Origin of the sequence: Brachybacterium tyrofermentans (assembly GCF_039526165.1) — a bacterium.
GTDB lineage: Bacteria > Actinomycetota > Actinomycetes > Actinomycetales > Dermabacteraceae > Brachybacterium > Brachybacterium tyrofermentans.
The window spans coordinates 1-20,654 of the sequence record NZ_BAAAIR010000027.1 but is presented as its reverse complement, the minus strand read 5'-3'; the positions used below and the strand labels follow the sequence as shown (position 1 = coordinate 20,654).

The following is a 20,654-nucleotide window of genomic DNA, read 5'->3' as shown; positions in this document are numbered from 1 at the left end:
CTCCTACTTCTCGGTGGCGGGCTGGTCGACGTCGATGTCGAAGAACTCGAGCTCGGCGAGCCCGATCTCGTCGGAAGATCCTTCGAGCACCCGCAGCCGGTAGTGGGTGTACGTGCCCGGGCCGCGCGTCCCTGTGGCCTGGAACGGCCGGGTCTGGTTCTCCCAGTCGAAGGCCTCGCCCTCGCGGCGGTCGATCTCGTACCACCGTTCGCCATCGCGCGAGCCCTCCACGACCCACGCGGTCGGATGTCCGACGGAGTCGTCGCCCGAGGTCAGCGTGTACATCGTGACCTCATTGCGCGGGGTGTCCGACTGATAGGTGAGGGCGTCCTCCGGGGTGAGGACGAGCTGGGTCGACGAGTCGTCGTCGACAACCTGCTCCGCGCCCTCGACCCCTCCCACCTGCGCCGGGTCGGCCAGGAGATCGGTGAGCGGCTCCGGGGGCTCATCGCCCGTGGTGGGCGACGGACGGGCGTCCTCGGGATCCGCTCCCCAGTCGGAGGGCTCCGGGCCCATCGTGAAGTCGAGGACGACGCCGTCGGCGAGCGTCTCGTGGTCGATCCAGGCCTGCTCCCGGTTCTCGCCGTCGACCGCGAGGGACTGGACATAGATGTTCTCGGTGCTGTTCTCGGGGGCGTTGACGACGATGTCCTCACCGCCTGGGAGATGGACTGTCGCCTTCGTGAACAGCGGCGAGGTCACGGCGTAAGTGCCGTCCCCGAGCTGCTGCGGATAGAGCCCGAGCATGGTGAACAGCCACCAGGCCGAGGTCTCCCCGTTGTCCTCGTCGCCCGCATAGCCCTGGCCGATGTCGCTGCCCACGAAGTGGCGCGACTGCACCTCACGGGTGATCTGCTGGGTCTTCCAGGGCTGGCCGGCGTCGATATAGGCGAACGGGATGTGGTGGGAGACCTGGTTCGAGAACCCCCACTGACCCATCCTGACGTCGCGGGCCTCGGTCATCTCGTGGATGGTGCCGCCGTAGGTGCCGGGGAATCCGGCCGTCTCCGGGGTCGAGTAGAACTCGTCGAGCTTCTTCGCCAGGTCCTCTCGACCGCCGTACAGGTTCGCGAGGCCCTGCCCGTCGAACGGGGCGTGGAAGGCGAAGTTCCAGCCGTTGGTCTCGGTGTAGTCGTGCTCTCCCCAGGACCTCGGGTCGTACTCGTCGGGCGCGTAGCGGAAGCTGCCGTCGTCATTGCGGCCCTGGAAGAAGCCGGCCTCCGGATCGAAGTGGTTGACGTAGTTGTTCGACCGTGCCTCGAGGTAGGCGGACTCGGTGTGGAGCCGCTCCTGGTCGGCGTCGCTCAGCCCCGGTTCCGCGGCGAGCTGCTCGGCCTGCTGGGCCAGGGCGAAGTCGTTGATGCCGCCCTCGAGCCCCCAGGAGGTTCCCTCGCCGACCTCGGTATCGGTCCAGCCGCGGAAGATGGAGGTGCCCAGCCCCTTGCGGCCGACGTCGGAGTCCGTCGCGCTGCCGGGCGGGGTGACGGTCGCATTCTTGAGGCCGGCCTCGTAGGTGCCCATCGGATCCGGGAGCTCGACTCCCTTGGTGTAGGCGTCGGCGAAGGCGGCGTCGGAGCTGGTGCCGGTCATCAGGTTCGCGTAGCCGGGCGAGGACCAGCGGGAGACCCAGCCGCCGTCGCGGTACTGCTGTACGAAGCCGTCGACCAGTTCGCTCGCGTCATCGGGCATGAGCAGGCTGTACGCGGGCCAGGCTGTCCGGTACGTGTCCCAGAAGCCGTTGTTGACATAGATCTTGCCGTCGACGATCTTCGCACCGGTCTCGGTCTCGGTGCTCTCTCCTGTCGGGTCCGAGACCGGGGAGGCGTACTGGAACTGCGGCTCCTCCAGGGTGCCGGTGTTCTCGAACCCCGAGTTCGGGTAGGCGCTGAGGCGATACAGGTTCGAGTAGAGGGTGGTGAGCTCGTCCGGCGAGGCGCCTTCGACCTCGATGATCGACAGCTTCTCGTCCCAGGCCGCCTGCGCGCGGTCGCGCACGGTGTCGAGGGTGTCGTCCGCCGCGATCTCCTGCTCCAGGTTCCGCTTCGCCTGCTCCAGGCTGATCAGCGAGGTGGCGATGCGCATCGTGGCGCTGCCGTCGGCCTCGGGCGCGAGCCGCACCCAGCCGGTGTTCCCATCCTCGGCGTCCTGCTCGACCACCTCCTGGTCGAACTCGGCGTGGACGAACAGGCGCGTGGCGCCGGCGGACAGTCCGCTGCGCACGTCGGAGTACCCGGACACGGTGCCGTCGTCGTTCAGCGTGAGACCGGAGTCGTCATCGACGTTGTCGAAGATGACGGAGGCGTCGCCCTCCGGGAAGTCGAAACGGACCAGCGCAGCGTGGTCGGTCGGCGCCATCTCGGTGACCATGCCGTTGTCGAACTCGACGCTGTAGTGATGGGCGGTGGCCTTCTCCTTGTCATGGGAGAACGTCATCGCCCGAGCGTCCCGGTCGGTCTCCGGGGCGCCTTCATCAGTCGAAGGCATGAACTGGAAGGTCTGTCGGTCACCCATCCAGGGGCTCGGGGCGTGGCTGGCGGCGAAGGCCTGCAGCTGCGGACGGTTCTGCTCGTCGTTGTCCTGGTGATACGAGTAGGGCCAGTTCAGTGCGCTGGCATCCGTGACCGGGGTCCAGAAGTTGAAGCCGTGCGGCACCACGGTGGCAGGCAGATTGTTCCCGCGCGAGTAGTCGCCGGAGGAATGGGTCCCGCGGCGGGTGTCGACCCAGTCCGAGGGACGCTCCTCGCTCTGGACCGGGCGTTCGGCGATCTCGATGTCGTCGATCCAGCCGGCGAAGCCGACGGGCCCGACGGCGGCGTCGTAGCCGAGCAGGATGCGGTCGATGGTCTTGCCCTCCGCGACCTCGCCCAGCCGCAGCGTGCGCTGGTTCCACTGGTCGGTGAAGAGGGCCTTGGACTCTCCTTGCCCGGCGGGTGAGCTGTCGAACCGGTACTGGTCCTGCGCGTCGAGCTCGCTGAGGTAGGTGCCGTCGGTGAAGGCGAGGTCGATCGCGGCGTTCGTCGAGGCGTAGCTCAGGTCGCCCCCGAACTCCGGGAAGATGCGGTAGCTGAGCTCGGTGTCCGCGGCGATGGGGAGATCCACGTCGTGCAGCTTCTGCCAGTGGTGGCCGCCGCCTTCGGAGGTCGTGCTGCCGGAGTAGCGCAGGGAGCCCACTCCGGTGAATCCGACCTCGGTCGCCGACGCGTACGCAGCGGCGGGGCCGCTGCCGGGCGTGACCTGCATTCCGGGATCGGCCTCGGCGGAGCCGTCAGACAGAGTGAGTTCGGCGAGCTGGACGGTGTCCCCACTGGCGACGGCGGAGATGTCGAGTCGGTAGAACGGGTACGCGGTGGTGTTGTCGGTCTCGTAGGTGTTCGCGGAGCTGCGCCCGTCGAACGACTGGTCCGCCTGGGTGTCCAGGGTGGTCCAAGTGGCGCCGTCGGTCGAACCCTGCAGGGTCCAGTCCTTCGGATCCCGCTCGGGCGAGTCATTGGCGGAGGTCAGGAGGTAGTCGGCGACCACGAGCGGTTCCTCGAGTTCGATCTGCAGCCAGGCCGCGGAGTCGAAGGCCAGCCACTTCGACGCGGAGCTCCCGTCCACCGCCTTCGCCGCCGATTCCTGCGGCGAGTTCTCGGCACTCGCGGTCACGGCGCTGACGCGCGAGGTCAGGTCGCCGGGGACCGACGAGGTGGCGATGTTCTCGGACCAGGGGGTCCCGTCGGGGCGGGTCTCGGCCTGATCGGTCCAGTCGAGCTCCGGGTCGTCGGTCTCGTACGAGGTCGCGAAGCGCGGTGCGGGCTCCTCGGACGTGGTGCCCGGAGCGTCCGGTGCGTTGGGCGCGGCGGCCGCCGGCGGCAGGACCGTCAGGCCGAGGATGAGCGCTGCCGCGAGGGCTGCTCGGGAGACTCGGGCCGAGCGCGGAAGACGTCTGCTGCTGGTCCTGGACATGTGGTGGTTCCCCTCATGAGGTGCCCGGCCGCCGTGCTCCATGGGTGAGGCTCTCCCTGCGGGCTCCGGTGCCGACACGCCTTTGACAACGATGTCATCTGCGATGGTAGCGACCTACGTCACCCCCGGGAACCCCTCTTGCCAAAGATGTCCGATTCGTCGAGATTCGGCCACTGCCCGGAATTCCTCGCCACATAGCCGGAGCCCGCCCCTGATCAGGGACGGGCTCCGGGCTGCACGACGATCGCCGGGTGCGGCTCAGCCGCCGATCTCGGCGCTGCCCGCGGCGGCGGCCTCCCGCTCGCCCTCGGCGGCGCGGGCCCCGGCCTTCTCCAGGACGCCGGCGCGGCGGTCGTCGACCTGCTGCGGCGCGAGCCGGGCGCCGCCGGAGGTGTCCGCCGGCGCGGCGAGCTCGGCACACTGGCCCTCGGATGCTCCGCGCACGCGGTTGTCCGTGCCGGTCGGGGCCGGGTCGTTCCCGTCGCAGCGCAGGTCGCCGCGGACGATCGTGCTGCTGATGAGCACGCCGTCCGTGTTGTCCGTCAGCGCGACGTCGCCGCCGACGTAGCTGACGCCGCAGGGTCCGACCGGTGCACCGGCGCTGATCTGCACCACTCCCCCGCTGCCCGCGTAGCTGAGATTGCCGTCGACCTCGCTGGTGCACAGCAGCCCGCCCTCAGCGGCGCCGGTCACGCTCAGATCGCCGGTGATCCAGCTGTCATAGACGTCCGTGAGGTGCTCGTCGGTCGTGATGACGTCGCCTCGGACCACGGACCCGTCGAGATAGGTCTCCCCGCTCGCCGCGACAATCCTGGCGCCGTGCTCCGAGCCCAGGCTGTAGAGGAACCCTGACTCCTGGGCGTCGGTGCGGCCGGCGACGGCACCGTCCTCGACGTAGGCGCCGTAAGCCGAGCGCAGGACCAGCTTGCCCGCGATGGTCGACCCCTTCGCGTCGAGATAGGCATCCTCCTGCACACGGAGGTTGCCTTCGAACGTGGAACCCTGGGCGATCAGATCCGCCCCCGCTCGAACGGTGACGTCCCCGGTCACGGTCACGCCGGACAGGTCGCAGGACTGGTCGGCGCGGACGACCAGGTCCCCGGGGACGGTCACGTCGGCAGCGGTGCCCAGGCAGTACGTGGTCAGTGCCCCGTGGGCGGGCAGGGCGATGCCCATCGAGAGCAGTCCTACGGCGGCAGTGGTGGAGAGTGCGGTGCGCCAGCGCATGGCGGTCCTTTCGTCGTCACATCATCGTGAGGGACGGGCTGGAGCGTCGATCACCCCAGCCGTCGGAGGGATTGCGGGACGTCCGACGGTCGCGCCGAGACGTCGCAGCCCTGGGTCGATCTGCTGCGTGCACTCGGCGCGGTCATCCTCGGACGCCACCGAGTCAACACCCTTTCTCACCTGTTGACAAGGTTGTCATGCGGCTGGAACCCTGCTCTCGGGTGGGGAGGTGTCACCCGGAGGCTCGCGATGACGCGGGCCCGCAGTGGCTCGGGCACAGCGGCCCGGCACGAACTGAGCGGATGATTCGCGATGAGACCCTTGACCAGATCACGAACGGCCCGCGGCGCCGCGGCACTGCTGACGGCACTGGCGCTGAGCGTCGGCGGGACAGTCGGCGCCGCGACGGCGGCCCCTCCCCCGAGCGGGACCGACGCGGCGGTGCACGATCCTCTCGACCACGTCGACCCGATGGTGGGCACCGGTGCGGCGACGGGGGCCGTGGTCGGGGAGATCAACAACTTCCCCGGCCCGTCGATGCCCTTCGGGATGGTGCAGGTCTCGCCCGACACCCCGAGCTCCTATGCGGGCTATCGCCACTCCGACTCCGAGATCAGCGGCTTCAGCCTGACCCACGCGGCGGCGGGCTGCAACGTGTTCGGCGACCTTCCGCTGCTCCCGGTCACCGGGGACATCGGCGAGGCGCCATGGGACCGCACCGAGCAGTTCTCGCACGACGCCGAGTCCGCCGAGGTCGGGAAGTACGCCGTCACGCTGGAGAACTCGGACATCGACGTCGAGCTTTTCGCCGCCACCCGCTCCGCCGGCATGACGTTCGACTTCCCGGAGGCCGAGCCGGCCCAGGTGATCCTCGACGCCGGCGGCTCGAAGGCCAGCGTGTACGACGTCGACCTGCAGGTCGACGGGAGCACCGTGACCGGTGCCGTGACCACCGGCGGGTTCTGTGGGAAGGACAACCAGCACACCACCCACTTCGTCATGGAGTTCGACACCGCCGTCGAGGACTTCGGCACCTGGCAGGACGGCGAGCTCCGTCCGGGCGAGGCGACCGCCACCGGGCAGGCGGCCGGCGCCTGGCTCACCTTCCCGGCCGGCTCCGAGGTCACCGTCAAGTCGTCCATCTCCTACGTGGACGCAGCCGGGGCAGCGGCGAACCTCGCCGAGGAGATCCCCGAGTGGGACGTGGACTCCCTCCAACAGGCCAACCGTGACGCCTGGGCCGAGATGCTCGGCAGGATCGAGGTCTCCGGAGGGGCCGACACCGACACCACGATGTTCTATACCTCGCTGTACCACTCGCTGATGCATCCGAACACCTTCAACGACGTCGACGGGCGTTACACCGGCTTCGACGGCGAGATCCACGAGGTCGACCCGGGCCACACCCAGTACGCCAACTTCTCCGACTGGGACACCTACCGCTCGCTCGCTGCCCTCCACGCGATCATCGCTCCGGAGCGTGCCTCCGACATGGCGCAGTCCCTGGTCAACGACGCGGAGCAGTTCGGGTGGCTCCCCCGATGGCCGGTGGCGAATCAGCCGACAGGGCAGATGACGGGTGACTCCTCCGTGCCGCTGATCGCGTCCCTGCACGCCTTCGGGGCCCGTGACTTCGACGTGGACGCCGCCCTGGACCACATGATCAAGGGCGCCACGCAGACCCCCGCGGACACCGACGGGTACGTGCAGCGCCCCGGGCTCGAGAGCTACCTCGAGCTCGGGTACGGCCCCCAGACCGAGGACTTCCGAGGCGACCACAGGATCGTCGGCGCCTCGGTGACCCTGGAGTGGTCGATCGCCGACTTCGCGATCGGGCAGCTGGCCACGGCCACCGGCCGGGACGAGGTCGCGGCCGAGTTCCAGGCACGCGGGCAGTACTGGCAGAACATCTACGACCCGGCCACCGATCTGATGTCCGCCCGCTCCGAATCCGGGGAGTTCATCGAGCCGAGCGGCGGATCAGGCTTCGGGCAGGAGGGCTTCGACGAGGGCAACGACCATCAGTACACCTGGCTGGTCCCCCAGAACGTCGCCGGCCTGGTCGAGGCGCTCGGCGGGAGGGAGGCGGCAAGCGCGCGGCTCGACGAGTTCACCTCCGAGCACAACGCCGGTGACGGTTCACCGAAGCTGTGGATCGGCAACGAGCCGAACTTCGGTGTGCCCTGGCTGTACAACTACGTCGGCCAGCCGGCGCGCACCTCGGAGCTCGTCGACGACATCATCGATGAGCTGTTCCAGCCCACGCCGAACGGCAAGCCCGGCAATGACGACCTCGGTGCGCAGGCCGGGTGGTACGTGTGGGCCGCGATGGGGCTGTACCCATCCACGCCCGGCACCGACGTGCTGACCCTCAACGCCCCGCGCTTCGAACGGGTCGCGATCGACCTGGGCGAGGATCGCCAGCTGGAGATCCTCGCCCCGGGCGCCGCCGAGGGCGGCAGATACATCGCCGGCATGGAGGTCGACGGGGAGCCGTGGGAGCGGACCTCCCTGCCCGAGGACCTGATCGCCGAGGGCGGCGTCATCGACATGTCGATGTCGGATTCCCCGGATCAGGGCTGGGGCACCGGCGAGGAGGCGGCTCCGCCGTCGTTCCGTGAGGGCGAATCCGAGCTCGTCGCGACGGCGACTCCGTCCTTCCGCACCGTCGCTCCGGGAGAGTCCGCGACCGTCACGACCACCGTGCAGGCATTCGGCGGGAACAACCGTCCAGTGGCCGTCGACGTGGACGCTCCTGAAGGCATCTCCGCCACGGCACGGCCCTTGCGCCCTGACAGCTCCGGGCAGGTGGTCGCCGATATCGACCTCACCGTCTCCGACGAGGTCGCCGTCGGGGATCATGACGTTGAGCTCACGGTGGGTCGCAAGGGGTCCGACGAGGTCAGGACGCTGCCGATCCGGCTTCGCGTCGCCCCGCCCGGGTCGCTCACAGCGGCATTCAACACCGTCGGCAGCGCCCCGGACGACGGCTCCTCACAGGGAGATCTCGACGGGTCGGGCAACAGCCTGTCGCAGGAGGCGCTGGCCGACGCGGGTCTCGTGCCGGGCTCCGGACATGAGGTGCACGGCCTGGCCTTCTCGTGGCCCGACGTGGCCCCGGGCAGTCCGAACGCCCTGACCGCCGACGGGCAGCGGGTCGAGCTGCCCGGCGCGGCAGAGTCGATCTCCTTCGTGGGTGTGGGTACCCACGGCAACGTCGACGACACGGTCTCCGTCGAGCTCACCGACGGCACCACACAGGAGGTGCCGATCGCTCTCGGGGACTGGGTGCTGCCGACTGAGGACGGCTCCCCGATCGACGGCAACACGGTGGTCGCGACGATGGACCACAACTCCGGCGGGGCGAGCACCACCTATCTCTTCGCAACCGACGCCTGGTCCCCGCCCGAGGGGACGCAGATCGCCGCCGTGACCTTCCCGAGCAACGAGAACCTGCACGTCTTCGCGATCGCCGACGACGGGGCGCAGGTCGCGGAGATGGCGTAGCGGACGCGAGGTGAGGGGGCTCGGCCCCCACCGCGACGCGTCGTGGAAGAACAGAAGGGGCGCGTCGGTCATCGCCGATCACCCGAGCAGCGCGGCGAGCGCGTTGTCGGAGAGTTCGGTGGAGCCTTCGGGCTCGTCGACCTCGAGCGTCTCCGCGGGAACGCCGAGCATCCACGCGAGCGTTCCTTTGCCGACCGCGCCCTCGGCGATCCGCTCGAGGTGCGCCTCCTGGAGCCAGGCGGGGAAGCGGCGCTCGCCCGCTTCCGTCATGCGCCGGGTGATCGGGTCACCGAGCTTCGCTCCCGACCAGTGGCGTCGCAGAAGCTTCTGCGTGGTCCAGGTCAGCACGTCCTGGACCTCGGGCGACGGTTCGAGCGCGAGGGCACTCAGCCGGCGCCGCAGGGCCTCCGTCGAGACACCCCATTCCCAGATCACGTCGGCGACGGTGCGCAGGCCGACCTCATCCCACGCCCTCTCCCGCATCCGCGCCTCGGGCAGGAGAAGCTCGGCGGCGAACGCATTCGCCTCTCCCTCCCTCGCATCGAATTCGCTCGAGCCGGGGATGACGCCCGCATGGCCGAGGGCCAGATGGCCGAGCTCGTGGGCGAGCGACCAGTTCTCGTAGAACCAGTTGCCACTCTCCGGGAGCAGGATGACGGACCTGCCCTCGACGGTGGATGAGTAGGCCGTGCTGAGCCCCGCGATGCGCACCACGTCGACCTCGATCTCCGCGAGGTGGTCGACGAACGTGCGCACGAACTCCTCGGGGAGAAGTCGCCGGACCTTCTCGACGTCGGTAGGCAGCTCCGCGCCAGGCTGGAGGTCCCCGGCCTGCGCGAAGGCGAGGCGCACGTCTGCAAGAAGCGCCCTGTCACCGTCGAGGCCGTCGACGCTTCGCGATCCGGTCTCGTGATCGAAGGAGTGACGCGCGGAGAGCACGAGCCGATGCGGATCCGGGTCCCCTGTGATGAGCTCGTGGACATCGGCGTCGAGTTCCACAGCGATGTCGGCGAGTTCGGTTGCCGCGAAGCCTCGCTGGTCATTGAGCGCACGGGACAGCGCGTCGGGAGTCATCCCCACACGCTGTGCAAGCTGCTTCTGCTGAATCCCCGCGCTGAGCATCGCAGTGCGGACACGGCCTCCGATGGTTGTCATCTTTCGACCGTACTCCTCGGTTGGGATAATCCCAATCACCTGTGGACGGAGCCACGTGTTCGGTCGCCAGGGTGCCAGTGACGTTGCGCGGACCACCAGGCGCCGCTCCGATCCAGGGTGTCGTCCCTCCCCCCGCCGCTCTACCCGAGGTGGATGCCGTCCTCCGAGCAACCCATCAGCTCGATGGGCCGCTGCGTGATCCCGCGGACCGGCTGCCAGTAGTTGTCGATCCAGATCGGGGTGTCACGATCGCCTGCTTCGGCGAGGAAGTCGAGCAGATCGGCCTTCGTGAACGGCTGATACCCCTCAGGAAGCCGGTTCTTCTGCGGCCAGTCGTGGGTGTTGTCCATGGGTGTTCCTTCCAGTGCTGTCCCCGCCCGGCGGGCAGGGTTGGCAACGGGAGGAACTCATGGAACGAGCGTAGCGGGGCCGGGAGACAGTCCGTGGGGCGACGGCGTTCGAGCAGCCCCAGCCCGACGCCATCGAAGCCCCCATCTGGCCAGACGCAGGAGCGGCCACCTGCCGAATGTCGCACCCCTTGGAGAACCTTCTGCTCTCACCCCGATCGACGCGTCACGATGGAGGACTACTGATGAGCGGCACCGACCAGAGCAACGAGTACCCGGACTTCGTCACCGACGCGGATCGTCATGCCTGGGACTCCCTCAGCCCGAAAAGCCAGCAGCAGTATCTCGACGCCGTCGACTACATCCGCGAGGAGTACCCCGGCGAGGAGCTCTCCGTCGCCCTCATCGGAACCGTCCTGGCATTCGGCGGTTGAACGGATGGCATACCTCCGGGCCTGACTTCCGCGGTCGGGTGAAGCACCAGTGGAACCCAGGCCGACTGGCCGTGATCAGATCACCTTCCGGCCCGACGAGCGCGCGCCCTCGATCGCTGCGGACCAGGAATCGAATCGATCGACGACGGTGGAGAGTGACGGTGCGGAGCGGTCGGGAGCCCACGCGCTGTATTCGCTGCTGGTCCCCTCGGGGCGATCGTCGAGGAACCGGTCCACGAACTCCCCCACCTCGTCACGGCTGCGGCCCTTGACCTTCGAGGCGTTCGGCGTGCCTCCGGCCTCGGCGAGCATCTCGGACCAGACCTTTCCGCTGCGACGCTGCAGGGTCTGCATCGTCGGGCGGCCGTTCGCCCGCGCCCAGTCACGGTACTGGTTCGTGGTGACCATCGGTCCGAGCTCCCGCACCGCTTCTAGGATGTGCTCGATCGGGGTGATCTCCTCGCGCGGCGTGTCCCAATCACGCGTGGCCGTCACGGCGTCGACCCAGGTCGGGTCCAGAGCGCTCGGGTCGTTGACCGCCTCCAGGGCGGTCGTGATGATCTCGACCCAGCTCCGGGCATGCGGTCCACGCAGTCGATGCCGGATGAGCACTCCGGACGGCGCCGCCGGGCGCGCTGCGAGCCACTCCGAGACCGCGCGATATGTCGTACCGCCGTCGGGCGCGCGCACCGCAGAGATCACGGCGGCCCAGAGGTCGTCGTCGGTGAAAGCACTGCGCGGGGCACCCGTCGCCTCGGCGACGCCTGCCGCGCGAAGCGCTTCGTTCCACGTACCGAAGCGGATCGCAGCGGTCTGGTGACCCGGGACGTCCTGCTCACGAGCCCAGTCGGAGAACGCCTGACAGGTGAGCTTTCCCGTCTCGGCATAGAAGGTGCGGAGATCTTCGATGATCTGCTCCTGCGTGCGACGCGTCGGAGTGCGGCTGGTCGCGAAGGTGGATTCGTGCCGGCTCCTGAGCCGCCCGAGCTTCTCACGCACCTGATCCTCGGAGAGCCCGAGCTCCACGACGGACGCTGCGATCGGTGCCGCCGGATGGGTAAGTGACCACGCCTGCACGGCAGCCTCCTGCTCCCGTCGGCGAGCCTCACGCAGCGCCTTCGCAGCGACGTTCAGGTCAGTGCTGGACCAGGGCGTGCTCCGCCCGAGAATCTGGCGGATCCGCTCGCGCGTCACCCCGAAGAGGTCGCCTACCTCCTGAAGGGTCGCCCCGAACGCGTAGAGCTGCGCGCAGCGTGCGGCCCGGGCGTCGGCGCACTCCTCCCCGGAGAGGACGGTATCGAGGAAGCCAGGCTCCCCCAGCTCGACGATGCCCGCCTCCTGGTCCCGCGGGGCCCGCACCATGCGCAGCACGTGGGCATGAGGAACGCCGAAGGCTGCCTCCGCCTCGGACCAGGTGTCGTCGCCGTGCTCACCGCGCCAGCCGCGCAGACGGCGCCTCAATGCCGTACGAATCGCGAGCGCTCCGCCAGGAACCAGCGCTCCGAGCGCGGCGTCCACATCGTCGAGACGGGCCTCGAGCATCTCTGCGATCTCACTCGCCAGGAATCCCTGCTGGCTGAGGTCGAGGGCACGTCGGATGCCATCTTCCGAGAGCCCTGCCGCGTCCAGCGGTGCGTCGTCGATGAGAGAGGTGCCTGTACGGGAGAACGTCTCGGTGGTCATCGGATCGCCTCCCATCGGTACTGCCGTATCTGATAGCACGAGTGTGTCGGAAGGGTCCGACGGACGAACCGGAAACTGCCACGGCGCTCGAGAGTCAGACGATCGTCAGAACCGCCCGTCCCGATACAGCCCCAACAGCAGCTCCTGCATATGCGGCGTGTACTCCAGAGAGGTGTACGTGCTGCGCTCGACCTCCAGCACGCCCAGCACTTCGGCGAGCCGCGTCGGCGCCCACTCCCCCGGTTTGCCGACGAGCACACCGGCGTCGGCGAGGCGCAGGTTGAGAGCGGGGGTGCCCAGGTCAGCGTCGTCCTCATGGAGCTCTCCCGCCTCGCGCCACCTGCCGAGCACCGTGGACAGCGTGCCCTGCTGTGCCGCTGCGGACGCGGTGCTCTGGGCCGGCGCAGCCGGGCGGGTCACCTCGGGTACTGACGTGGATGCAGGATCCGGGAGCACTTCGGGCCGCTCGGGGTCCGGGACGGCGATGCTCGGCGCCTCGCCCTCGGTCTGGTCCGTGGACGCTACGGGCTCCTCGGCCTCGACAGTCTCGGTCCTCGCCGCCCGCGTCGCGAAGCGGGACATCACGGAGAAGATCTTGCCGTTGTCCCAGCGATTCGGCGCCGCGAACACGACGAGCAGATCCTTCGCCCTGGAGACGGCGACGTTCATGAGCTCGGGGTTCTTATCGATGAACCCGGCCTGGGGACTGCCGCTGCCGTAGACGGCGGAGAACAGGACGATCGGCCGTTCGGCCCCCTGCAGTCGGTGCGCCGTGCCCACGGTGATCTTGTCCGCGAGGTTCGTCGGGAGCTCCGCATCGGCGTCCGCGGCGCGGGCCGCCTTGCGGATCTCGTCAGTGATGACGTCGGCCTGCGCGCGGAAGGGCGTGACGACGCCGATGAGAGCTGCCGCGTCGACTTTCTTGTCCGGGTCCTGCTGCTGGTGGTGGTAGAGGTCGTAGAAGCTCGCGTAGTTCTCGACGATCCACGTGGCAATCGCCTGAGCTTCTGGCATGTTGATGCGGCTGGAGCCCTGGCGGGAGTCCTCGGAGTCGGGCACGTCGATCCACTCGAACGCGGGACGGATGCCGTGGAGCAGTGACTCCTCCGCAGCACGTCTGGGCTCCAGCAGCCCGTCGTAGAGCAGGTCGTTGCTGAAGCCGATGATGCCGGGGTGGCAGCGGAAGTGCTCGCGCAGCAGCAACCCGGGCTCGCCGTTGCCGAAGCTCCACCGTGAGGCGTGGCTCGCGGCCCGCATCAGGCTCGAGGGCGCGGAGGCAGTCACTCCGCGCTCGCGCAGATCGTCTGCCCACTCCCCCGCCTCGACGCCGGCGCCCTCGGCGATCTCCCGGTCGGTCTCCTCGTCAAGCGCCCACACCGGTGCCAGCTGCTTCTCATCCCCCACCACGAAGGCACGCTGGGCGAGCGCGATCGCCGGCAGGCCGAGCGGGGTGTCCACCTGCCCGGCCTCGTCGACGATGAGCAGGTCGATGCGGCCCACGTCGAAGCCCTTGGGGTCGCCCGGCTTCGTATAGCGGCCGAAGTACTTGGGAACCTGGTAGAGGGTCATCACGAAGCAGGGGGTGAGGGCTGCCGCCTGCGGCCAGACGCGTCGCACCACGCCCCACGTGTTCTTCCACCGCTCCTTCTCGTCCAGGTGCTCAGCGAGCAGCCACTCCACCTCGTAGTAGTGCACGGCGAGCCAGAACTCGACGTAGCGGAGGGTCGTGTCGAGCGCTTCGTCGAGCTCCTCGAGGCTGGTGCAGTCGCGAAGATCCGAGAGGGCGCCGAGCTCGCGCAGATGCGTGCACTCCTCCACCTCGGCGCACAGCTGCAGATAGTCCTCAGAGCGGCCGTCGGCATTCATGGCTCCCAGCAGGGCGAGTCGATAGCCGTCGACCTCCGTCAGCACGTCGTGGAGCCAGTCCTGGACGCGAGCAGGATCCTCGATGCTGCCGAAGAAGCGGTGCACCCGGGCCAGGAAGTGGTCGCGGGCCGCGGCGAGGTAGTCCGGGCTGCTGTAGTCCGCGTAGAGCTCGCTGCGATCCTTCTGCTCCACGAGGTGCTGCTTCTTCGCGGCGGAGAGCTTCGCCTTCGAGGGGCAGTAGACGGCGAGGGAGCGCAGCGGGTCCTCTGTTGCTCCGCCGTCGCGCTCCTGGGGCAGCCAGCGCAGATCCAGGGCGCCGCGGTCCTTCTTCGCCACAGAGTCGAAAGAGGAAATGATGTTCGTGACGGCCTGGTTGTTCGTGGAGGTGCCGACGATGACCGGGGCGTCCTCCCGCTCCAGGGCACGACGGGTGATCATCCCCGCCACGATCGCCTGCAGCATCGTGGTCTTGCCGGTGCCCGGCGGGCCGCTCACGGCGGTGACCTCGCCGTCCCCGCCCTGGAGGAACGCGTGGACCGCACGACGCTGCGAGGCGGTGAGCGGGTTCTCGTCGTTCATAGAGCCGCAGGCCAGGCGGGCGTTCCAGAGCAGACCGTCACCGACGTGGATCCGCTCTTCTGGGATCCGCGGGCCGTCCCAACCGGTGATCATCTGTTCGAGGATCGGAGGCAGCTCCAGCTCGCGGTCCAGAGCCTCGTAGACGTCGAGGAGGGCACCGACGGCATTGATCCGATCATGCTCCTGGACGTAGCAGAGCTCGTGCTCGACGGTGCGATCAGCCTTGGCATGCTCCGCCGCGAAGTCGTCGAGCGACGTTCCCGAGACTCTCTTGAACAGTCTCCGGGCGAGCTTCATGGCGTCGGCAACGCTCTCGCAGCGGGAGGCTTCAGCGCCGAGCTCGGTGCGGGTGAACACCCAGAAGTCCCGGAGGGCCCCGACCATCACCTCGCGCTCAGTCACCGACGGGGCGATCAGGCGCTCGGCCGGGACCCAGGGGGAGGTGCCGGTCTCGAGATCCGGCTCCAGCGTTCCGTCGCGTTTCAGCGTGGCCGCGAGCAGCAGGATCCCCTGCTGGGTGGATCCGCGCTGTTCAGGGGCGGAGGCGAGCGAGATCGCCACCGAGATCGACTCATCGGGCGGCTTCTTCATGCCCTTCTCCGACCTGGAGCGCTCGGCCTCCCGGTCGTGGGCGTCGAACAGAGCTTGAGTGTGCTCCGGGGTCAGGGAGCCTTCGGCGATCTGCTCCCGTGGGGTCGCGACGTACACCGTGCTGCGCTGGAAGGCCACCTCCTCGAGCGGCTGGCGGCGCAGGACCTGCGCGAAGTAGTCCGTGACCGTGCTCGGGTCCGTTGCTGTGCTCGCATCCACCCTGCGGGCTCCTCCCTGGTGCCGCGCGCACGGTCGTTGTGCAGCTCGGCAGCTTCTCGGGACCCGACGACCGGTCGCCCCGTGCTGCTACCCCACCACGATCCCCGCAGGCAGCGCAATCATCGCGACGGCTCGGCAGATCGTGAGCGGCGCTCGAGGTCCCAACGTGTCGGGCTCGGCCGGCCTGCCCTACCGGCCCCGTTCCCTCGGTTCTGCCGTCGACAACTTCTCGCCCTCTGCTAGGTACAGATCGCCTCAAAGGTGCTATGTTTCACAGCTCTAAGGTAGTACCTTTCATGTGCGACACCGTCAGCACCCCGACCACGACCTCCGGCACAGTCGCCGGGATGATGAGTTAGAAGGTTCCACAGATGACGCTCTCGACCCTCTCCGTAGTGGTGGCAGATGCGAACCTGCTCCCCCACCGCACGCTGCTCGAACAGTCCGCTCCTGCAGGAACGCGGTTCACGTGGCTCGATCGTTTCGACGAGAGTGCCGTGGCCTCAGCCCTGCCGGGTGCTGACGTGCTCGTCGGCGCGAAGTTCACGCAGGGGCTCACCGACGCCGCGGACTCCTTGCGGCTCGTGCACGTCGCAGGAGCCGGATACGACGGCATCGACGTGGAGGCACTCCCGGCCGGCGTTCGCGTGGCCAACACGTTCCACCACGAGGGATCGATCGCCGAGCACATCGTGGCGACCACGATCGTTCTTCGTCGCCAGATCCTGCAGCAGGATCGCGCGCTGCGCACAGGCCGTTGGGCAACGCCGGTCTACGAGCCAGAACGCGCACAGCTCTCCTCGCTGGAGGGAGCGACGATCGGCTTCGTCGGGTTCGGCCACATCGGGCAGCGCACCTGGCAGGGCTACCGTGCTTTCGGTGCGCGCGCCCAGGTCGTCTCGCGCTCGGGCCAGGTCCCTGATGAGGTGGGCAGCGACCTGGTGAGCGTCGCGCAGCTCGACGGGCTGGACGCCCTTCTCGAATCGTCCGACATCGTCGTCCTCTGCCTGCCGCTGGACGATTCCACGCGCGAGCTCATCGATGCGGACCGTCTGCACCGGATGCGCGATGACGCACTCCTCGTGAACGTCTCACGAGGTCCGGTTGTGGCGCCCGGCGCCCTGTACGACGCCCTGAAGGAGAACCGGATCGGCGGAGCCGTGCTCGACACCTGGTACACCTATCCGACCGACGGGCCCCAGGCCCGCCCCGCAGAACAGCCCTTCGAGGCCCTCGACAACGTCATCATGACCCCGCACTCATCAGGGGTCACCGCCCAGACCTTCCAGGGGCGCGCACGGGACATCGCCGCGAACATCGCCCGCCTCGCGGAGGGCGCAGCGCTCGATCGCGTGGTGATCGCGCGATGAGCAACCGGATCCGCTCCGCCGACGTCCTCGTCACGAGCCCGGGCCGCAACTTCGTCACACTGAAGGTCACCACGGAGGACGGCGTGGTCGGGTGGGGCGACGCCACCGTGAACGGCCGTGAGCTCGCGGTGGCCGCGTACCTGCGTGACCACGTGGCGCCGCTGCTCGTCGGCCGGGATGCCGACCGCATCGAGGACTGCTGGCAGTTCCTGTACCGGGGTGCGTACTGGCGCCGCGGCCCGATCACGATGGCTGCGATCGGTGCCGTCGACCTCGCCCTCTGGGACATCCGCGGGAAGGTGCTCGACCAGCCGGTGCACAACCTCCTCGGCGGCGCGGTGCGCGACGGGATCCTCAGCTACACGCACGCCAGCGGCTGGACCCTCGAGGAGTTGAAGGACTCCGTCGATGAGGTGCTCTCCCGCGGCTTCCGAGCAGTCAGGGCGCAGTCCGGCGTTCCCGGCCTGGACACGGTGTATGGAATCCACCGCGGACAGAAATCGTACGAACCAGCAGGTCGGGGCAGCTCTCCGGTCGAAGAGATGTGGGATGCCCGGGCATATCTGCGCCACGCTCCCCGTGTGCTGAGCGCGCTCCGAGAGCACGTCGGCGAAGAGATCGAGCTGCTCCACGACGCACACCACCGTCTGCGCCCCATCGAGGCCGCGCAGCTCGGCAAGGATCTCGAACCCGTCCGGCTGTTCTGGCTCGAGGACGTGACGACGGGAGAGAACCAGGAGGCGCTGCGGCTGGTCCGCCAGCACACGACGACGCCACTCGCCCTCGGCGAAGTGTTCAACACGATCTGGGACTGCAAGGACCTCATCACGAGTCAGAGCATCGATTTCATCCGCACGTCGGTGATGCACGCCGGCGGCATCTCCCATGCCCGGCGGATCAACGACCTCGCGGCGCTCTGGCAGGTGCAGGTCGCGCCCCATGGACCGTCGGACATCTCCCCGATCACGATGGCGGCGAGTCTCCACCTCGACCTCGTGACGCCCAATCTGGGCATCCATGAGCACATGGGCTATCCCGACGTGACGTCGGAGGTGTTCCGCACGACGTACTCACTGGCCGACGGCATGCTCCATCCCGGCGAGGCCCCAGGCCTGGGCGTCGAGGTGGATGAGGAGGCTGCGGCCCGATTCCCCTACTCGCAGGCCTACCTACCCGTTGCCCGCCGCCGCGACGGCACGTTGACCGACTGGTGACCGCGCTCAGGGCGACGCAGTCGTCGACCTGAGCCTCAGAGCATGTCCCTCCGCCGCTGGCGGACCATTCAAGGAGGATTGGAACAGTGGGCACTACCGCAACAGAAACCGCGATACCGCACGACCAGATGCAGCCCTCGGACCCGAAGAACGTGCGGCGGGCAGCCCTCGCCGGGCTCATCGGCACGATGCTCGAGAACTACGACTTCGTCATCTACGGCACGGCGTCGGCCCTCGTCTTCGGGCCGCTCTTCTTCCCGGACATCTCTCCGGTCGCCGCGCTCATGGCATCCTTCAGCGCCTACGCCGTGGGATTCGCTGCACGACCCCTCGGCGGCTTCTTCTTCTCGCACTACGGGGAGAAGCTCGGCCGGAAATGGGTCATGGTGACGACGCTGTTCCTGATGGGCGGTGCGACCTTCGCCATCGGGTGCATCCCCGACTTCCGGTCGATCGGGATCTTCGCGCCGATCCTCCTCGTGCTGTGCCGCTTCCTGCAGGGCTTCGGCGCCGGCGCGGAACAGTCCGGTGGCGCGACGCTGCTCACCGAGACGGCCCCTCTGGGGCACCGTGGCAAGCTGTCGTCCTTCGTGATGGTGGGCGCCGCACTGGGAGGCGTCCTGGGTGCCGGCGCGTGGGTGCTGGCTCAGCAGCTTCCTGAGGACCTGCTGATGACCTGGGGCTGGCGCGCCGTCTTCTGGAGCAGCCTGGTCGTGACGATCGCCGCCGCCGTCATCCGATCGAAGATGGCGGAGAGCCCCGTCTTCGAGGAGCTCAAGGAGACGGTCGACGTCACGGGCCAGGCCCCGCTCAAGGTCGTCGCCAAGCACGGCAGGACGAGCGTGCTGCGCGTGATCCTCATGAACTGGGGCGTGTCGACGCAGTCCTACATGTACCAGGTGTTCCTCATCGGCTACCTCGCGGCCGTCGTGGGCGTGAGCACGACGTTCATCCCGCCCGTGCAGCTGGTCGCCTCCATCGCAGCCGCGTTCGCGGCATTCGCCACCGGCTGGCTCTCCGACCGCTTCGGTCGGCGCAGGATGACATTGGTGCTGTGCGGAATCCTCGTCGTCACACCGTTCATCGTGTTCCCCGGCCTCAACTCCGGGTCACGGGTCGTGATCATGGCGATCATCATCCTGGGGTACATGTTCGCCGCGCAGGGCGTCGTCGGCGTCCACATGAGCTACCTCCCCGAGCTCTTCGGCAGCCGCTACCGGTACTCCGGTGTGACGCTGGGACGGGAGATCTCCGCCGTGATCGGAGGCGGCATCGCCCCGCTGCTCGGCTCGGCCCTGCTGGGGCTGTTCATGGACTCGTGGATCCCCGTGGCGATCTATATGGCCCTCACGATGCTCGTGTCGTTCCTGGCCACTCTTACCGCGCCGGAGACCGTGAACCGGGATCTGACGATCCCCACCGACGCGAAGAAGGGCGAAGCACGCCCCAGGGTGCGCGCATAGGACCAGCCACTCATGAGTTCTCGGCGCCAGTGCAGGGGGTCGCCATGAGATCATCGACGAGAAATCGGAGGGCTGATGCCAGCGGTAGTACTGCACAGCGCGGTCGTCGAAACGATCGCTCAGGACATCGTGGACGGCATCTTGCCCGTCGGCGAGATCCTGCGGCTCGATGGCATCCAATCCACGTTCGACATCTCGCGCACGGTAGCCCGGGAAGTCATGCGATCCCTGGAGGCCGCGGGCCTCGTGGTGGCCCGGCGCCGAGTCGGGCTCGTCGTCCAGCCACAGAACGCATGGAGCCTGCTCGACCCGAGAGTGATCGGGTGGCGCCTGAAGGGCCCGAAGCGCGAAGAGCAGCTCGATTCCCTGACCCAGCTGCGCACGGCCATCGAGCCGATGGCGGCGGGCGCGGCCGCTCGCGATGCGCAGGACGCGCAGCGCGAGCGGCTGGTCGCGCTGGCCGAGGAGCTCGCGCGCCTGGGCGCCGCGGGTGATCTGGAGTCGTTCCTCGACGTGGACATCGCGTACCACTCGCTCCTTCTCGAGGCGAGCGGGAACGAGCTGTTCTCGGCGCTGCAGGACGTCTTCGCCGAGACCCTACGCGGGCGGACCCACGGCGGGCTGATGCCCCGGTTCCCCCGTCCCGAGGCGATCTCCGCGCACCTGGACGTGGCCCATTTGGTGCATGGACGGGACGGCGGAGGGGCGCACGACGCCATGGCTGCCATGATGGGCGAGCTGCGGGGGGATCTGTTCGGGGCGTGAGCTCAGCGTGCGACGAGCACTCACAGGGTGTTCTTCCGCGCCACCCCCGCAGGTTCTCGAGACGCTAAAAAAGCAGCGAGTATCGGTGCTCGAGTTCCAGACCGATACCGAGGCGGAGGACAACCGCACGAGCCAGGAGATCATCGCTTAGCAGAGCGGCAGAAGCGGGCGCTGAGGTCTAGGAACCGTTCCCTCACCCCCTGACCGGGTGGTGTCAAGGCGTCGAAGCAACATGGGGTTCGCCGGCAATGAGTCGAGCGAACGCTTCGGTGGGGGTGAGGAAGCCCAG

Annotated in this window: 12 protein-coding genes; 6 read left to right on the top strand and 6 right to left on the bottom strand. The window is 68.5% G+C overall.

Features of this window, described 5'->3' with window-relative positions:
* Positions 1 to 3: 3 nt before the first annotated feature.
* Positions 4 to 3,945 carry a GH92 family glycosyl hydrolase gene (locus tag ABD093_RS05510; RefSeq protein ID WP_343922998.1) on the bottom strand — a complete coding sequence of 1,314 codons (3,942 nt, stop codon included), beginning with the start codon at positions 3,943 to 3,945 and terminating at the stop codon, positions 4 to 6.
* Between the two features lie 258 nt (positions 3,946 to 4,203).
* Complete coding sequence (locus ABD093_RS05505; protein WP_343922996.1) at positions 4,204 to 5,172, bottom strand: hypothetical protein; 969 nt, start codon at positions 5,170 to 5,172, stop codon at positions 4,204 to 4,206.
* 321 nt (positions 5,173 to 5,493) lie between these two features.
* Here ABD093_RS05505 and ABD093_RS05500 point away from each other — a divergent pair, with 321 nt between their 5' ends.
* Positions 5,494 to 8,679: a GH92 family glycosyl hydrolase gene (locus ABD093_RS05500; RefSeq protein ID WP_343922994.1), complete on the top strand. Its 3,186-nt coding sequence runs from the start codon at positions 5,494 to 5,496 to the stop codon at positions 8,677 to 8,679.
* A gap of 78 nt (positions 8,680 to 8,757) precedes the next feature.
* Here the strand turns inward: ABD093_RS05500 and ABD093_RS05495 are convergent, their stop codons facing one another.
* Positions 8,758 to 9,834 carry a helix-turn-helix domain-containing protein gene (locus tag ABD093_RS05495; protein ID WP_343922992.1) on the bottom strand — a complete coding sequence of 359 codons (1,077 nt, stop codon included), beginning with the start codon at positions 9,832 to 9,834 and terminating at the stop codon, positions 8,758 to 8,760.
* 140 nt (positions 9,835 to 9,974) lie between these two features.
* Positions 9,975 to 10,184 carry a hypothetical protein gene (locus tag ABD093_RS05490; RefSeq protein WP_343922990.1) on the bottom strand — a complete coding sequence of 70 codons (210 nt, stop codon included), beginning with the start codon at positions 10,182 to 10,184 and terminating at the stop codon, positions 9,975 to 9,977.
* Between the two features lie 242 nt (positions 10,185 to 10,426).
* Between ABD093_RS05490 and ABD093_RS05485 the strand changes: the two genes are divergently transcribed.
* Positions 10,427 to 10,615 carry a hypothetical protein gene (locus ABD093_RS05485; RefSeq protein WP_343922989.1) on the top strand — a complete coding sequence of 63 codons (189 nt, stop codon included), beginning with the start codon at positions 10,427 to 10,429 and terminating at the stop codon, positions 10,613 to 10,615.
* Positions 10,616 to 10,690: 75 nt separating this feature from the next.
* On the opposite strand, the gene ABD093_RS05480 is transcribed toward ABD093_RS05485, so the two are convergent.
* Positions 10,691 to 12,298: a homing endonuclease associated repeat-containing protein gene (locus tag ABD093_RS05480; protein WP_343922987.1), complete on the bottom strand. Its 1,608-nt coding sequence runs from the start codon at positions 12,296 to 12,298 to the stop codon at positions 10,691 to 10,693.
* A gap of 105 nt (positions 12,299 to 12,403) precedes the next feature.
* On the bottom strand, positions 12,404 to 15,553 hold the full coding sequence (locus ABD093_RS05475) for a DEAD/DEAH box helicase (RefSeq protein WP_343922985.1): 3,150 nt from the start codon (positions 15,551 to 15,553) through the stop codon (positions 12,404 to 12,406).
* A 371-nt stretch (positions 15,554 to 15,924) separates the two neighbouring features.
* Here ABD093_RS05475 and ABD093_RS05470 point away from each other — a divergent pair, with 371 nt between their 5' ends.
* The 4 genes from ABD093_RS05470 (at position 15,925) to ABD093_RS05455 (ending at position 20,365) form a co-directional block, all read left to right on the top strand.
* Positions 15,925 to 16,923, top strand: a complete 999-nt coding sequence (locus ABD093_RS05470) for a 2-hydroxyacid dehydrogenase (protein WP_343922983.1) — start codon at positions 15,925 to 15,927, stop codon at positions 16,921 to 16,923.
* On the top strand, positions 16,920 to 18,137 hold the full coding sequence (gene manD / locus ABD093_RS05465) for a D-mannonate dehydratase ManD (protein WP_343922981.1): 1,218 nt from the start codon (positions 16,920 to 16,922) through the stop codon (positions 18,135 to 18,137). The genes ABD093_RS05470 and manD overlap by 4 nt, the downstream gene beginning before the upstream one ends.
* A gap of 86 nt (positions 18,138 to 18,223) precedes the next feature.
* Positions 18,224 to 19,600, top strand: a complete 1,377-nt coding sequence (locus ABD093_RS05460; RefSeq protein ID WP_343922979.1) for an MFS transporter — start codon at positions 18,224 to 18,226, stop codon at positions 19,598 to 19,600.
* Between the two features lie 75 nt (positions 19,601 to 19,675).
* Complete coding sequence (locus tag ABD093_RS05455) at positions 19,676 to 20,365, top strand: FadR/GntR family transcriptional regulator (RefSeq protein ID WP_343922977.1); 690 nt, start codon at positions 19,676 to 19,678, stop codon at positions 20,363 to 20,365.
* Positions 20,366 to 20,654 lie beyond the last annotated feature (289 nt).

What these genes read in the sequence shown, in the direction of transcription:
- ABD093_RS05505 (WP_343922996.1), bottom strand. Translation starts at nt 5,172, where the DNA reads ATGCGCTGGCGCACCGCACTCTCCACCACTGCCGCCGTAGGACTGCTC.
- ABD093_RS05495 (WP_343922992.1), bottom strand. Translation starts at nt 9,834, where the DNA reads ATGACAACCATCGGAGGCCGTGTCCGCACTGCGATGCTCAGCGCGGGG.
- ABD093_RS05470 (WP_343922983.1), top strand. Translation starts at nt 15,925, where the DNA reads ATGACGCTCTCGACCCTCTCCGTAGTGGTGGCAGATGCGAACCTGCTC.
- ABD093_RS05490 (WP_343922990.1), bottom strand. Translation starts at nt 10,184, where the DNA reads ATGGACAACACCCACGACTGGCCGCAGAAGAACCGGCTTCCTGAGGGG.
- ABD093_RS05480 (WP_343922987.1), bottom strand. Translation starts at nt 12,298, where the DNA reads ATGACCACCGAGACGTTCTCCCGTACAGGCACCTCTCTCATCGACGAC.
- ABD093_RS05510 (WP_343922998.1), bottom strand. Translation starts at nt 3,945, where the DNA reads ATGTCCAGGACCAGCAGCAGACGTCTTCCGCGCTCGGCCCGAGTCTCC.
- ABD093_RS05485 (WP_343922989.1), top strand. Translation starts at nt 10,427, where the DNA reads ATGAGCGGCACCGACCAGAGCAACGAGTACCCGGACTTCGTCACCGAC.
- ABD093_RS05455 (WP_343922977.1), top strand. Translation starts at nt 19,676, where the DNA reads ATGCCAGCGGTAGTACTGCACAGCGCGGTCGTCGAAACGATCGCTCAG.
- manD (WP_343922981.1), top strand. Translation starts at nt 16,920, where the DNA reads ATGAGCAACCGGATCCGCTCCGCCGACGTCCTCGTCACGAGCCCGGGC.